Source organism: Mesorhizobium sp. ESP7-2, assembly GCF_020164715.1.
Taxonomy (GTDB): domain Bacteria; phylum Pseudomonadota; class Alphaproteobacteria; order Rhizobiales; family Rhizobiaceae; genus Mesorhizobium.
Window position 1 is genome coordinate 38,835 of sequence record NZ_JAIUGQ010000044.1, and the last position, 14,469, is coordinate 53,303.

Genomic DNA, 14,469 nt, shown 5'->3' on the forward strand with positions numbered 1-14,469 from the left:
CTTGATACCAACCTCCGGTCCTTACCACCTAACCAACATCCGGCTTCATGCGTCGCTGACGCCGGGCCTTGCCGCGGCTTTCGACAGAGATGGTTTCGCTCTGACCGACATCACCGTCGCGAACGGCAAGATTTCCAGCGTCGCCGCGCACGCCGCATCAAAGGTACCGGCCGGCGCCATCGACCTTGGCGGCCGTATCGTGCTGCCGTGCTTCGTCGACTGCCACACGCATATCGACAAGGGTCATATCTGGCCACGAAAGCCCAATCCCGACGGTACGTTCATGGGCGCTCTGAACGCCACCGGCGCCGACCGCGTGGCGCGCTGGAGCGCCGAGGACGTCGCGCGCCGCATGGACTTCTCGCTGCGCTCGGCCTACGCGCATGGCACCAGGGCGCTCAGGACTCATATCGATAGCGTCGCGCCGCAGGAGGAAATCTCCTGGCCGGTGTTCGAGACGATGCGCGAGGCATGGCGCGGCCGCATCGAATTGCAGGGTGCCTGCTTGCTCGGCATCGAGGGCGTGCGCGACAAGAAATGGTTCGACAGGCTGGCCAAAAGGGTGGCCGCCGCCAAGGGTGTGCTCGGCGTCGTCACCTATATGGTGCCGGACCTGGAAGAGCTGCTCGACCACGTCTTCGCGCAGGCCATCAAGCACGGACTCGACCTCGATTTTCACGCCGACGAGACCGACGATGTCGCCGCGATCTCGCTGAAGAAGATCGCCGAAGCAGCCCTGTGGAACGGATTCGAGGGAAAAATCCTCGTCGGCCATTGCTGCTCGCTGGCACGGCAGCCCGATCTCGAGGTGCTGGACACGCTCGACAAAGTGGCGAAAGCCAGGCTGGCAATCGTATCGCTGCCGATGTGCAATCTCTATTTGCAGGACCGTCGCGCTGACCAAACCACACCGCGCTGGCGTGGCGTGACGCTGCTGCACGAGATGAAGGCGAGGGGCATTCCAGTGGCCGTCGCTTCCGACAACACGCGCGACCCGTTCTACGCCTATGGCGATCTCGACATGCTGGAGGTCTACCGCATGGCGACGCGCATCCTGCATTTCGACCATCCGGTCGCCGACTGGCCGCAGGCGGTCACCGCAACGCCGGCCAAGGTGATGCGGCTCGATGGCTTCGGCACGCTTGCCGCCGGAGGCGATGCCGACTTCGTCCTGTTCAAAGGTCGAAGCTGGACGGAATTGCTGTCGCGACCCGAATCGGATCGCATCGTCGTGCGCGCCGGACGCGCGATCGACCGGCAATTGCCCGACTATGCCGAACTCGACGGGCTGATGGTGGAATGATGGATGTTTCGGCACTCAAAAGCGATCTCGACGGGATAAAACTCGACGACAATCCGGCCATCGTGCAGCAGAAGAGCCGCGACTTCTACTGGTACAGCCCGGTGCTGAAACAGCAGCTCGACCATGTCACCGGTGACCTGATCGTGACGCCGAAGACCGAGGCCGAACTGATCCGCGTGCTTGCCGCCTGTCATCGCCATGGCGTGCCGGTGACGCCGCGCGGCAGCGGCACCGGCAATTACGGCCAGGCGATGCCGCTGTCGGGCGGGGTGGTGCTGAACCTTGCCGAGATGAACGAGATCAAGTCAATCGCCCCGGGCCGCGTGGTGACTGGTCCGGGCGCGGTGCTGGCCGACATCGATAAGGCGACACGGGCGCATTCCGGACAGGAACTGCGGCTGTCGCCCTCAACCTACAACACCGCCTCGATCGGCGGCTTCATCGCCGGCGGCTCTGGCGGCGTCGGCTCGATCAATTTCGGCGGATTGCGTGATTTCGGCAATGTGCTGCGGCTGCGCGTGGTGACGATGGAGGCCGAGCCGAAAACGCTCGAACTCACCGGCGAAGACCTGCACAAGGTGACCCATGCCTATGGCACCAACGGCATTATCTCGGAAGTCGAGATGCCGCTGACGGCAGCCTATGAGTGGATCGACGTCATCGTCGGCTTCGACGCCTTCATGGATGCGGCCCGCTATGGTAACGCGCTGGCCTGCCAGGACGGCATCCTGACCAAGCTGATCACGCCGATCGCAGCGCCCGTGCCGCAGCTCTACTTCAAGCGGCACCAGAAATTCTTCCGGGAAGGGCAAAGCATATGCGTCGTCATGGTGGCGCAGCATGGGCTGGACGCGTTCCTTGCCTTTACGCGACGCGCCGGGGGCGAAGTGATCTTCAACGCCGCTCTTGCTGCGCCGGAAGAGAAAAAGGGCCTGCCGCCGGCCTATGAACTGGCCTGGAACCATACCACGCTCAGGGCGCTGCGGGTCGATCCCGCCATCACCTACCTACAGTCGCTCTATCCCTTTCCCAACCAGCTGGCACTGGTCGAGAAAATGGATGCGATGTTTCCCGGCGAAGTGTTTTCTCATCTCGAGTTCGTGCGGCTGGACGGCAATATCACCTGCTTCGGCCTGCCGCTGGTCAAGTTCACCACCGAGGCGCGGCTCGACGAGATCATCCGCCTGCATGAGGAAAATGGCTGCCCGATCTTCAACCCACACCGCTACACGCTGGAAGAGGGCGGCATGAAGCAGACCGACGCGGTGCAACTCGCCTTCAAGCGCGAGACCGACCCGCAAGGCCTGCTCAACCCCGGCAAGATGATCGCCTGGGAGAATCCGGACTACGATTATCGTTCCGGCCGGACGTTTCTGTTCAAGGGGCTGCAGAGGGCAAGCTGATCCATGAAGCGTTGGCGCCAAGCCGCCCCCCTCTGGCCTGCCGGCCATCTTCCCCCCAAGGAGGGAGATTGGATGTCGCTTGGGCTTTCGACAATTACCAACGCCGAAACGGATCGGGGACGTCGAACCTGCCAATCTCACCCCTCGAGGGGGAGATGTCCGGCAGGGCAGAGGGCGGCGCCTCGCGCTGACTTGCGGGATGTCCTCCCATGAACATCCTCGTCCTCTACGCCCATCCGGTCGAGACCAGCTTCAGTGCCGGCCTACATCGGATGATCGTCGAGCGGCTGGCTGCGGCGGGTCATACGGTCGACGATTGCGATCTCTACGCCGAGGATTTCGATCCACGGCTGACGCGCAGGGAGAGGCTGGATTATCACGATCAGCGCGGCCCCGGAGACCCTGCGGCGCCTTATGTCGAGCGCCTGCTGCATGCCGATGCGCTGGTGCTTTCCTATCCCGTCTGGAATTACGGCTTTCCCGCGATCCTGAAAGGCTTCTTCGATCGCGTCTTCCTGCCGGGCGTCTCGTTCAAGCTGGTCGACGGCAAGGTGCAGCCGTCGTTGCACAACATACAAAAAGTCGCGGCGGTCACCACCTATGGCGGCAGCCGGTTCCGCGCCATGCTCATGGGCGACCCGCCGCGCAAGCTGATCAAGCGCATGCTGCGCGCCACGGTAAAGCCGGGCGCACCGGTAACTTACCTCGCGCATTACGCGATGAACCTGTCGACCGACGAAACCCGGAAGACCTTCACGGCGAAGGTCGCGGCCAGCATGGATGCATTCTGATGCGTGCGCTTGTCGTCTATTGCCATCCGGTGCCGGAGAGCTTTTGCGCCGCGATCCGCGACACCGCCGTGGATGTGCTGACGCGACGAGGCTGGGACGTGCGGCTGCTCGATCTCTATGCCGAAAAATTCAACCCGGTGATGAGCTGCGAGGAGCGGCGCAGCTATAACAATCAGGCGCCGCAGGATCCGGCGCTGAAACCGCATTTCGAGCTTCTCAGCTGGGCCGAGGCGATCCTGTTCGTCTATCCGACCTGGTGGTACGGGCTGCCGGCGATGCTGAAAGGCTGGCTCGACCGGGTGTGGGCGACCGACATTGCTTTCAAGCTGCCGGCGGGCAAGGGCGGGATCAAGTCGCTGATGACGCATGTGACCAAGGTCGGCGTCATCACCACCTGTGGTGCGCCGACCTGGTGGAGCGTCGTCGTCGGCCAACCCGGACGCAAGACCTTGCTGCGCGGCATGCGGGCGCTGTGCGCCAGACGCTGCAAGACTTTCTTCCTGGCGCATTATTTGATGGATGCCTCGACGCCCGCGACGAGGGCGGCGTTCCTGGTGAAGGTGCGGGCGAAGCTGGAGCGGTTTTAGGCGGCGAAATTAGCGTCCTTCTCCCCGTTCTACGGGGAGAAGATGCCGGCAGGCAGATGAGGGGCAGCGCTAGCCTTGCCAACTCGGCGCCGCCCCTCATCCGGCCCTTCGGGCCACCTTCTCCCCGTAGAACGGGGAGAAGGGTAAGAGGCGCTACATCTTCGTCCGTTCCGCCTTCGGATCATACATCGGCTTCAGCGATGCTTCGGCGGCAAACCGTTCGCCGGCGATCTCGATTTCGTAGGTCGAACCCAGCACATCCGCTTCGCTCTCGCCCTTGCATGGCACATAGCCCAGCCCGATCGCGCCGCCGAGATGATGACCATAGTTGCCCGAAGTGACCGGACCGACGATCTTGCCATCGCGCAGGATCGCCTCGTTGTGGAAGAGCAACGGCTGCGGGTCCTTCAGGCGGAACTGGACCAGACGGCGGTTCAATCCGGCCTCTTTCTTCCGCAGCACGGCATCGCGGCCGATGAAATCGCCCTTGGCCGTCTTCACGGCGAAGCCGAGGCCCGCCTCCAGCACGTTGTCTTCATCGGTGATGTCGTGGCCGAAATGGCGGAAAGCTTTTTCGATGCGGCAGGAATCCAGCGTGTGCAGGCCGCAGAGTTTCAGCCCGACATCGGCACCAGCCTCGTCGATCGCCTCGAAGACGTGGGCGGCCTGATCGGTCGAGACGTAGAGCTCCCAACCGAGTTCGCCGACATAGGTGACGCGGTGCGCCCGAGCGAGGCCCATGCCAATCTCGATCTCCTGGAAGGTGCCGAACGGATTGTTCTCGTTGGAGAAGTCGTTCGGGCTGACCTTCCGGATCAGTTTGCGCGCATCCGGCCCCATCAGGCAGAGCACGCTTTCGGCCGCGGTTACGTCCGTGATGACGACGAACTGCTCGCTGATATGCCGGCGCAGCCAGGCGAGGTCGCGTTGCAGCGTGGCGCCCGGCACGACGAGGAAATAGGCCGTATCCGAAAGCCGCGACACGGTGAGGTCGCTCTCTATGCCGCCGCGCTGGTTGAGCATCTGGGTGTAGACGATCTTGCCCGGCGCCACATCCATGTCGTTGGCGCACAATCTTTGCAGGAAGGCGCAGGCGTCGCGGCCCTCGACACGGATCTTGCCGAACGAGGTCATGTCGAACAGCCCGACCTTGTTGCGGACGGCGAGGTGTTCCTCGCGCTGGTTGTCGAACCAGTTCTGCCGCTTCCAGGAATAGCGATATTCGCGTTCCTGGCCTTCGCGCGCGAACCAGTTGGCGCGCTCCCAGCCGGCGACCTCGCCGAACACGGCGCCGCGCGCCTTCAGATGCTCATGCAGGGGCGAGCGGCGCACGCCACGCGATGTCGCCATCTGCCGGTAAGGAAAATGGTCGGCATAGAGCAGGCCGAGCGTTTCGGAAACGCGCTCCTTGAGATAGCGGCGGTTCTTCTGGAACGGCTGCGTGCGGCGGATGTCGACCTCCCAGAGGTCGAACGGCGCTTCGCCGTCGTTGATCCACTGCGCCAGCGCCATGCCGGCGCCGCCGGACGAGACGATGCCGATCGAATTGTAGCCGGTCGCCATCCAGTAGCCGCGCAGTTCCGGCGCCTCGCCGAGATAGTAGCGGTCGTCGGGGGTGAAGCTTTCAGGGCCGTTGAAGAAAGTGTGGATGCCGGCGGTGGCCAGCATCGGCATGCGGTTGACGCCCATTTCGAGGATCGGCTCGAAATGGTCCATATCCTCCGGCAACTGGTCGAAGCAGAAATCCTCGCGGATGCCGTCCATACCCCATGGTTTGGCCACCGGTTCGAAGGCACCGAGCATCATCTTGCCGGCGTCTTCCTTGTAGTAGGCACACTCGTCCGGCACGCGCAGCACCGGCAGGCGGCCGAGGTCAGGGATCGGCTCGGTGACGAGATAAAAATGCTCGCAGGCGTGCAGCGGGATGTTGACGCCGTTCCGGGCGCCGAGGTCGCGCGCCCACATGCCGGCGCAGTTGATGACGATGTCGGTCTCGATCGTGCCTTGGTCTTCGCCTTGCGCCCAGGACACGCCGGAGACGCGGCCATTTTTCGTATGGACCTTGGTGACCTTCACATTCTCGGCGATGGTGGCGCCGCGCTGACGCGCACCCTTGGCCAGCGCCATGGCGATGTTGGCCGGGTCGCACTGGCCGTCGAGCGGCAGATGCACGGCGCCGATCACGTCGGAGACGTTGACGTGCGGGTACATCTCCTTGACTTCGTTGGGAGAAATCTCGCGCACGTCGACATCGAAGGCCCGGGCCAGCGACGCTTGGCGGTAGATTTCGTGCTTGCGCTCCTCGGTCAGCGCCACGGTGATCGAGCCGACCTGGCGCATGCCGGTGCCGACTTCGGTTTCGGCTTCCAGCTTGACGTAGAGATCGGCCGAGTATTTCGCCAGCCGGGTCATGTTCTGCGAACCGCGCAACTGGCCGATCAGGCCAGCGGCATGCCATGTCGTGCCCGACGTCAGCTGCTTGCGCTCCAGAAGCACGATGTCGGTCCAGCCGAGCTTGGCCAGATGGTAGGCGACAGAGCAGCCCGAGACGCCGCCGCCGATGATGACGGCCCGCGCTTTGGTGGGAAGAGTCCTGGTGGTCATGCGGCCTCGCGGCGGTAGCTGGAAACGAAACGGCGCAGCCGGGAGGCGGCTTCTCTGAGCACGGGTTCGGGCTGGCACAGGCTGATTCTGATATGACCGGCCGCGGCTTCGCCGAAACTCGAGCCCGGCATGACGCCGACCTTCTCCTTGTCGAGGAAGGCGAAGGCGAATTTCTCGTCATCGGGTTCGACGTCCGATATGTCGAGCATGACATACATGCCGCCTTCGGAACCGCGCACGGTGACATCGTTCATGCCGCGTACCGCATCGAGCAGGACGGTGCGGCGTGCGGCGTAGCGTTCGGCGATGTCCTTGACGCCATAGTTTTGCTCCAGCGCCTCGGTGCAAGCGATCGAAATGAAGGCCGGCAGGCCGTAGGTCGTCACCAGGTTGAGGTTGATCAGCAGTGTGATCATTTTCTCCGGACCGGTCAGCCAGCCCATGCGCCAGCCGGTCATGCCATGGCTCTTGGACATGGAATTGATAACCAGCGTGCGCTCGGCCATGCCGGGCAGCGAGCGCGGTGAGACATGCTCGCCGCCGCCCAGCGTCCAGTAGACCTCGTCGGACAGCAGCCAGAGATCGTGCTCGCGGCAGATTTCGGCCAGCTGTTCCAGGCGCTCGCGCGAATAGACAGCGCCGGTCGGGTTGTTCGGCGTGTTGATCAGGATGGCGCGCGTGTTGGGCTTGAGTGCCGCGCGGATCATGTCGGTGCGGGGTTGGAACCCATCCTCGGCCGGTGTCTCGACCACGGTGAAACTGGCACCCGCCGCACTGAAGGTGTTGGGATAGGTGGCATAGTAGGGGGCGACGACGATGGCGTGGTCGCCCGGGTCGAGAACAGCCTGCACGGCCGCGTAGAGTGCGGCCTGGCCGCCCGATGTGGCGATGACCTCTTCCGGCATCGTCTCGACGCCGGTGCAGGCGCTGGAGGCCGCCGCCATCGCCTTGCGCAGGCGCGGCAGGCCGGGGAGCGGCGTGTAGTGATGGTTGCTGCCGCGAACCGCTACCACGCAAGCTTCGATCGTTTCCGACGGCGTGTCGAAATCATGGTCGCCGGCCGACAGCATGATGATGTCCTCGCCGGCTTCCTTGCGGCTCCAGGCGGCGAAATGAACCTCCCAGCCGTCCTTGCCCGATGGCACGATGCCGGTGATGCGCGATGATGGTTTAGGCATGTGAGACTCCCGAGATGGCGTAGCCGTCCTGTTGCAGCCGGTCGCGCAAGGCGGCGATATGGGCAGGACCGACCTCGCAGCAACCGCCGACGATGTCCGCACCGGCTTCGACCCAGCCGACAGCCTGGTCGGCGTAGGCATCCGGACCGAGGTCGTGGCGGGCATGCAGTACATCCACCGTGCCGCCATGCTTGAGCGCTTCGGTGGAGGTGAAGCCATTGGCATAGGCGCCGACCGGGCCGCCGAGCTCGATCAGTTCCGGCAAGGCCGCCGCGATCGCTTCCGGGCGGCAGCAGTTGAGCAGACGCGCCGCCACCGGCAGATTTCCGAGCGCCTCCGCCGCCGAAGCAATCGTCTCGCCACTGCGCAAGCGCGGCGTGCCGTGGTCGGCCAGGGTCCATGACACCCAGACAGGCTTGCCGCTTTCCGATGCGGCGGTGACCGCCGCGCGTGCCTCTTCGGCCGACGCCATGGTCTCGCACAGGAACAGGTCGACGCCATCAGCCTGCTCGGCGACGATACGGCGGTAGATGTCGAGCGTGTCCTGATAGGAGATGGTCAGCGCCGGCGCGTAGCTGCCGAAAAGCGGTGACAGGCAGCCGGCGATCGCCGCCTCACCGGCTTCGTCGCGCGCTTGCCTGGCGAGGTCGATGCCACGCTTCTGCAATGGCTTGAACAGGTCTTCCGCACCTTCGCGCGCCAGCCGTTCCGGCGTCGCCGAATAGGTGTTTATGGTGATGACGCGGGCGCCGGCGCGGATGAATTCGGCATGCAAGCCGCGCACGAGGTCCGGTTCGTCGATCAGCACCCTGGCCGACCACAGCGGCGTCGGCTCGGACTTGCTGCGCCGCACCAACTCCTGACCCATGCCGCCATCGGTGAGGATAACCGGCTTCATGCGCGCAGTCTTTCGTTCCTGGGATCCCACAAGGGCTCGTCCTGCTGCACGACTGCCTTGAAGCGGTCGCCGAAGATCTCGACCTCGACGGCGGTACCGGGTTCGCTCAGGTCGGCGCGCAGCATGCCGAGCGCGATCGACTTGTCGATGCGATGGCCCCAGCCGCCCGAGGTCGTCTCGCCGACGATCTGGCCGTCATGCCAGAGCGTCGACATGTAAGGCGCGTCGCAATCGCCGGGATTTTCGATCACCAGCGTGACGAAGCGCTTCTTCACGCCTTGCTGTTTCTCGTTCTGGAGGGCCGCCTTGCCACGGAAGTCGGGCTTTTCCCATTTGACGAAGCGCTCGAGCCCGCCCTGCAGGACCGAGTAGTCCGTCGACAGGTCGCCCTTCCAGGTGCGGTAGCCCTTTTCCAGACGCAGCGAATCCAGTGCGTACATGCCGAACGGCTTCAGCCCATGATTTTGCCCGGCGGCGCAGATCGCGTCGAAGATTGCCGCGGTGTCGTCGACCCTGGTGTGGATCTCCCAGCCAAGCTCGCCGGCAAAGGAGACGCGGACCAGCTTGGCCCAGCGGCCGGCGATCCTGGTTTCCTGATGCGTCAGCCATGGCAAGGTCAGGTCGGCCTCACAGACATCGGCAAGGATTTTGCGCGAATTGGGACCGGCCAGGATCTGCGTGGAGAATTCCTCCGTCCGGTCGATCAGCTTGAACGCGGCATCCCCAGGCATGTGCGATTTCAGCCATTCGAAGTCATGCCACTGCGCCACCGCCGCGGTGATCAGCGTCATGGACTCTTCGCCATGGCGTACCACCGACATTTCGGTGACGATGCGGCCCTTGTCGTCGGAGAAATAGACGAGGCCGATGCGGCCCGGCTTCGGCACCAGGCCGGTCACTTGCCGGCTCAACCATTCGGCGGCACCTGGACCCTCGAGGTTGAAGCGCGAGAAGCCGGGCAGGTCGAGGATGCCGGCGGCGTCGCGGACCGCCAGGCACTCTTCGCGGACGCGTTGCTGCCAGGGCCCTTCGCGGCGGAAGGTCAGCGTCGCTTCCTCGGAGACGTCGTCGCCGTCCTGCGCGTACCAGGTGGCGCGTTCCCAGCCATTATAGGCATCGAAGCGGGCGCCGAACGCCTTGATGCGATCGTGGATCGGCGACAGTTTCCTGTCACGTCCTTCCGGCCAGGTGTGACGCGGGAACTGGATGGCGTATTCATTGCCATAGATTTCCATGCCCTTGGCCACGCAATAATCCGGTGCTGAGGCGAAAGAGGTAAAGCGGCGCGGATCGCAGGACCACATGTCCCATTCGGTCTGGCCTTGCGTCACCCATTCGGCCAGCACCTTGCCGGCGCCGCCGCCCTGGGCGATGCCGAAGGTGAAGACGCAAGCCTCGAAGGCATTGGGAACGCCCGGCATCGGCCCGATCAGCGGATTGCCGTCCGGCGTATAAGGGATCGGGCCGTTGATGACCTTGGACAGGCCGGCGGTGCCCAGGATCGGGACGCGGGCGACCGCATCCGCCAGATAATGCTCCAGCCGGTCGAGATCGTCGGGGAAAAGCTGGAAGGAAAAGTCGTCCGGCATGGGATCGTCGTGGGTTGCCCAATGCGCGCGGCAATTGCGCTCATAGGGACCAAGATTCATGCCGGCCTTTTCCTGGCGCAAATAGTATGAGGTGTCGACGTCGCGCAGCAGCGGCAGCTTCTTGCCCTGTTCCTTCGACCAGGCGGCCAGGTCGGGTATTTCCTCGAACAATATGTACTGGTGGCTCATCACCATCATCGGCACTTCACGGCCGAACACCCTGCCGACTTCGGCGGCACGGTAGCCGGCCGCATTGACGACGATCTCGCAGCGGATCTCGCCTTGCGCCGTTACGACCACCCACTCGTCCTTCTCACGGCGCACGCCGGTGACGGGGCAGAAGCGGATGATTTTCGCGCCCATGTCGCGCGCGCCCTTGGCCAGCGCCTGCGTCAACTGCGCCGGGTCGATGTCGCCGTCGCTCGGATCGTAGAGCGCGCCCTTCAACTCATGCGTTTCAAGGAAGGGGTAGCGGCGCTTGATCTCGTCGAGCCCGACCACGTCTATGTCCATGCCCTGGTAGCGGCCCATGCCCTTGGCGCGCTGGAATTCCTGCATGCGCTCGTTTGTGTGGGCGAGCCTGAGCGAACCGGTGACATGGTAGTTCATGGGATAGTCGACCGCGTCGGCGAGGCCACGATAGAGCTCGGTCGAATAGCGCTGCATGTTCATCAGCGACCAGGAGGAGGAGAAGGTCGGCACATTGCCGGCGGCATGCCAAGTCGAGCCCGAGGTCAGCTCGTTCTTTTCCAGAAGAACGCAGTCGGTCCAGCCGGCCTTGGCCAGATGATAGAGCGAAGAGGTGCCGACAACGCCACCTCCGATGATCACCACGCGCGCCGTGCTCGGCAAACCCGCCATGTTCTTCTCCCAATCTTCGAGCGCGTCGCGCTTCTATCTTTGTTTGATGCACGTCCTTTTCCCAAAACCGCTGCACGGTTCTAGGTGCCATGCATTCAATAGACGGGTGGCGAAACCACCCAGATTACGACCGCCGGCTCGCTACCCGGGTTGCGCCAGCGGTAAGGCTTGCCTTCGAAGCGGAAGGAGTCGCCTTCGCCGAGCCGGTGCCAGACCCCGGCTATTTCGATGTCGAACTGCCCGGACACGATGTATCCAGCCTCCTCGGTCGGGCGGCGGGCCTCGTTCTTCAACTCCGCGCCAGGTGCGAAGACTGACCGCACCATCTCGAAGCTACCACCGAGGTCCGGTGACAGAAGCTCCTCCACAAGGCCGGATTCGCTGGTGCCAAGGGTGCGGCGCTTGCCGGCGCGCACCACCACGCCGCGCTCGCTTTCCACGGGCACGTCATGGCTGAAGAACAGGCTGATCGGCACGCCGAACAAATCGGCGAAAGCCCTGAGGTCGCTGAGCGACGGCGTCGACAGTCCGCGCTCGACCTGGCTGACCCAGCCGACCGAACGGCCGAGTTGCAGCGCGATCTCGGCAAGCGTCAGCCCTCGCACCCGGCGCAAGGCCCTGATATCGCCGGCCAGGACTCGCTCGTCAGGTCCCTGTAATGTTCGTGCGGTAGGGGAGACCAAATCGCTCACTTCATGAAAAATTACAGTCGAATTTCATGAGAAATGAAGCTCATGAAAAAATCAAGTAGATTTTCACCAATGCTCAAGATTTGCTTGCAGGATTCTGACGGTTCATGCAAAGGCTCCGCCGCGAGCGGCGAGTGGGGACGTCCGATCGAGAACATGGCTAAGGGACGGCCCATGCTGGAAAAGAAGGCTCGAATCGCGGTTGATGCCGAGATCGTCGACGATGCGATCATGTCGCGCCGTTCGGTGCGCGCATTTCTGCCCGACATGATCGACGACGAGACGATCCGTGACATACTGGCTGTCGCGGCGCGCGCTCCCTCCGGCACCAACATGCAGCCCTGGCGGGTCTACGTCACCAAGGGCGGGACCAAGCAGCGGATCACGGATGCCATCATGAATTCCGGCATCCGCGCGGAAAAAGCCGACTGGGACGAATATCGCTATTATCCGACCCAGTTCTTCGAACCGTATCTCACCCGCCGCCGTGCCAACGGGTTCGGCCTCTACGGCGCGCTCGGCATAGGTCGCCGGGAAGTCGACAAGATGCGCGCCCAGCACGACCGCAACTTCGTCTTCTTCGACGCGCCGGTCGGCATGATCTTCACCATCGACCGCCGGCTCAACCAGGGTTCGTGGATCGACTACGGCATGTTCCTGCAGAACATCATGGTCGCGGCGCGGGGCAGGGGTCTGCATACCTGTCCGCAAGCGGCCTTCGCGCCCTACCACCGGCAGATCCGGCCGGTGCTCGGCATTCCCGACGAGGAGATCGTCGTCTGCGGCATGGCGCTCGGCTATGAAGACACTTCCAAGCCCGAGAACGCCTTCCGCACCGATCGTGAGCCGCTCGAGGAATGGGTGACGTTCAGCGAGTAGGTTTCGCCCGCCGCAGGCCCGCTATTCCGTATTCATGTGCGCACCGTGACCGCTGACATGGGCGCCGTCCTGTGGCGTCAGCTTGAGATAGGCGAGCAGGGCGCAGAGCGTGATGACGCCTTCGATCACGAACAGGATCCGGAAGTCGCCGGCGACGGCCGGCCCGTTGCCGGCGAGAAATGACAGCATCGCAGCCGCCAGGCCGACGCTGATCGCGACCGCCAGCTGCCAGAGGATGTAGTAGAGCGCGCTGAAGCGGGCGAGCTGTTCGGGCGCGATGTCTGAATAGGCGAGGTTGCCGGTCGAAGCCCATTGCACCGAGCGAAAGACGCCAAAGACGAAGATGTAGGTGAGCGTGATCCAGACCGGCGTCGTTGCTTGCATCAAGGCGAAGCCCGCGACCATGCCGGCAACAACGGGCGTGTTGAAGACCAGCACGCGGCGAAAACCGAAGCGGTTGAGAAGGCGTGGCATGAAGACACGCATACCTACCGAGCCGACCGCTGCCACGAAGGTCAGCGATCCCGCCTGCACCGCGCTCATGCCGAAGCCGAGCTGGAACATCAGTGGCAGCAGGAAGACGACGGAGCTGAGACCGATCGTATCCAGCCCGCCGCCGGTAAGGAAGGAGATGCGGAAGGTGCGGATGCGCAGGAGCTTGAGATCGAGCAGGGGATTGCGCACACGCAGACAGTAGAAGGAGGCGGACGCAAGGATGATGAGCGCCAGCACGAGCTCGGCGGCGATCATGCTGCCGGCCGCGTCTTTCGCCGCGAGCGAGTCCATGCCGAAGACCAGCAGGACCATGCCGCTGCCGACCAGCAAAAAGCCTGGAAAATCGAACCGCGTGCGCACCGGCTTGGTCATTGTCGGGAACAGTGAGGCGGCAAGGATTGCCGCCGCGAGCGCGAACGGCACGTTGATGAAGAAGATCCAGCGCCAGGAGATGTAGGTGGTCAGCGCACCGCCGACGAGCGGACCGACCAGCGGCCCGGACTGTCCGGCCAGCGAGATATACATGTTGATCTTCAGGGTCCGGCTGCGCGGGAAGGTCGACAGGATGACGACCTGGCCGAGCGTGCCCATCAGCGCGCCGCCGAAGCCCTGCAGCGCGCGGGCGCCGACCAGCATCCAGATGTTATCAGACAGTCCGCACAGGGCCGATGAAGCGGCAAACACCAGCAAGGCGAAGCAATAGACGTTGCGCAGGCCGAAACGGTCGGCCGCCCAGCCGCCGAGCGGCATCGAGATGATCAGGCTGGCGACGTAGGCGGTGATCAGCAGGCCGAGCTGGCTGGGCGGCCGGCCAAGGCTTTCGCTGATGCCCGGCAAAGCCGTCACCACGACATTCTGGTCGAGGCTGGTCATGAACACGCCGCAGGCGACCGTCAGCGGCAGTAGGAGCATCGCTCTTGCCGGCACATCGGCGCGATCGGTGGCGCCGGCTGATAGTTCAGCGGTCATAGGGATGTTCGAACCAAATATGCCGACTCTGAGACGGGACTTTCATCCCTTGGACCGGTTGGGCGGCCACGTTTTCCATCATGGGCACCCAAGGCGGGATTCTCTAGCGGCAGAACCGGCCGGCATTGAGGCCAGAGGCAGCGGCTCTAGAGCGGGATGAGATTTATAAGAGTCGTGGGATTCCCAAATCATCGCAGTTCTGATTCAACATGCATGCTGGGAG

Annotated in this window: 11 protein-coding genes; 5 read left to right on the forward strand and 6 right to left on the reverse strand. The window is 63.7% G+C overall.

Annotation, left to right across the window (positions count from 1 at the left end; all coding sequences use genetic code 11):
* The first annotated feature begins 1 nt into the window (after position 1).
* From LB543_RS28850 to LB543_RS28865, 4 genes are all read left to right on the forward strand, one after another.
* Complete coding sequence (locus LB543_RS28850) at positions 2-1,303, forward strand: cytosine deaminase (RefSeq protein ID WP_224616572.1); 1,302 nt, start codon at positions 2-4, stop codon at positions 1,301-1,303.
* Entirely contained in the window at positions 1,303-2,706 is a 1,404-nt protein-coding gene (locus LB543_RS28855; RefSeq protein ID WP_224616582.1) for an FAD-binding oxidoreductase, read from the forward strand. Before LB543_RS28850 ends, LB543_RS28855 begins: the two co-directional genes overlap by 1 nt.
* A 209-nt stretch (positions 2,707-2,915) precedes the next feature.
* Positions 2,916-3,497 (forward strand): NAD(P)H-dependent oxidoreductase, encoded by a 582-nt coding sequence (locus LB543_RS28860; protein WP_224616573.1) that lies wholly within the window; start codon positions 2,916-2,918, stop codon positions 3,495-3,497.
* The gene (locus LB543_RS28865; protein ID WP_224616574.1) at positions 3,497-4,084 is read left to right on the forward strand and encodes an NAD(P)H-dependent oxidoreductase; all 588 of its coding nucleotides are present in this window, start codon (positions 3,497-3,499) and stop codon (positions 4,082-4,084) included. The genes LB543_RS28860 and LB543_RS28865 overlap by 1 nt, the downstream gene beginning before the upstream one ends.
* Positions 4,085-4,237: 153 nt before the next feature.
* On the opposite strand, the gene LB543_RS28870 is transcribed toward LB543_RS28865, so the two are convergent.
* The 5 genes from LB543_RS28870 to LB543_RS28890 all read right to left on the reverse strand — a co-directional run bounded on the left by LB543_RS28870 (position 4,238) and on the right by LB543_RS28890 (position 11,906).
* The gene (locus tag LB543_RS28870) at positions 4,238-6,688 is read right to left on the reverse strand and encodes an FAD-dependent oxidoreductase (RefSeq protein WP_224616575.1); all 2,451 of its coding nucleotides are present in this window, start codon (positions 6,686-6,688) and stop codon (positions 4,238-4,240) included.
* Positions 6,685-7,866 carry a pyridoxal phosphate-dependent aminotransferase gene (locus LB543_RS28875; RefSeq protein WP_224616576.1) on the reverse strand — a complete coding sequence of 394 codons (1,182 nt, stop codon included), beginning with the start codon at positions 7,864-7,866 and terminating at the stop codon, positions 6,685-6,687. The genes LB543_RS28870 and LB543_RS28875 overlap by 4 nt, the downstream gene beginning before the upstream one ends.
* Complete coding sequence (locus LB543_RS28880; protein ID WP_140758220.1) at positions 7,859-8,764, reverse strand: homocysteine S-methyltransferase family protein; 906 nt, start codon at positions 8,762-8,764, stop codon at positions 7,859-7,861. The genes LB543_RS28875 and LB543_RS28880 overlap by 8 nt, the downstream gene beginning before the upstream one ends.
* Positions 8,761-11,214, reverse strand: coding sequence for an FAD-dependent oxidoreductase (locus LB543_RS28885; RefSeq protein ID WP_224616577.1), 2,454 nt, complete (start codon positions 11,212-11,214; stop codon positions 8,761-8,763). The genes LB543_RS28880 and LB543_RS28885 overlap by 4 nt, the downstream gene beginning before the upstream one ends.
* Before the next feature lie 95 nt (positions 11,215-11,309).
* Positions 11,310-11,906, reverse strand: a complete 597-nt coding sequence (locus LB543_RS28890; RefSeq protein ID WP_181178478.1) for a helix-turn-helix domain-containing protein — start codon at positions 11,904-11,906, stop codon at positions 11,310-11,312.
* Positions 11,907-12,077: 171 nt separating this feature from the next.
* Here LB543_RS28890 and LB543_RS28895 point away from each other — a divergent pair, with 171 nt between their 5' ends.
* Positions 12,078-12,782 carry a nitroreductase gene (locus tag LB543_RS28895; protein ID WP_224616578.1) on the forward strand — a complete coding sequence of 235 codons (705 nt, stop codon included), beginning with the start codon at positions 12,078-12,080 and terminating at the stop codon, positions 12,780-12,782.
* 21 nt (positions 12,783-12,803) lie between these two features.
* Here LB543_RS28895 and LB543_RS28900 read toward each other — a convergent pair whose 3' ends face one another.
* Positions 12,804-14,246: an MFS transporter gene (locus LB543_RS28900; RefSeq protein WP_224616579.1), complete on the reverse strand. Its 1,443-nt coding sequence runs from the start codon at positions 14,244-14,246 to the stop codon at positions 12,804-12,806.
* Between the last annotated feature and the right edge of the window lie 223 nt (positions 14,247-14,469).

Coding starts and splice junctions, on each gene's coding strand:
- LB543_RS28880 (WP_140758220.1), bottom strand. CDS start 8,764: ATGAAGCCGGTTATCCTCACCGATGGCGGCATGGGTCAGGAGTTGGTG.
- LB543_RS28860 (WP_224616573.1), top strand. CDS start 2,916: ATGAACATCCTCGTCCTCTACGCCCATCCGGTCGAGACCAGCTTCAGT.
- LB543_RS28855 (WP_224616582.1), top strand. CDS start 1,303: ATGGATGTTTCGGCACTCAAAAGCGATCTCGACGGGATAAAACTCGAC.
- LB543_RS28895 (WP_224616578.1), top strand. CDS start 12,078: ATGCTGGAAAAGAAGGCTCGAATCGCGGTTGATGCCGAGATCGTCGAC.
- LB543_RS28875 (WP_224616576.1), bottom strand. CDS start 7,866: ATGCCTAAACCATCATCGCGCATCACCGGCATCGTGCCATCGGGCAAG.
- LB543_RS28885 (WP_224616577.1), bottom strand. CDS start 11,214: ATGGCGGGTTTGCCGAGCACGGCGCGCGTGGTGATCATCGGAGGTGGC.
- LB543_RS28865 (WP_224616574.1), top strand. CDS start 3,497: ATGCGTGCGCTTGTCGTCTATTGCCATCCGGTGCCGGAGAGCTTTTGC.
- LB543_RS28900 (WP_224616579.1), bottom strand. CDS start 14,246: ATGACCGCTGAACTATCAGCCGGCGCCACCGATCGCGCCGATGTGCCG.
- LB543_RS28870 (WP_224616575.1), bottom strand. CDS start 6,688: ATGACCACCAGGACTCTTCCCACCAAAGCGCGGGCCGTCATCATCGGC.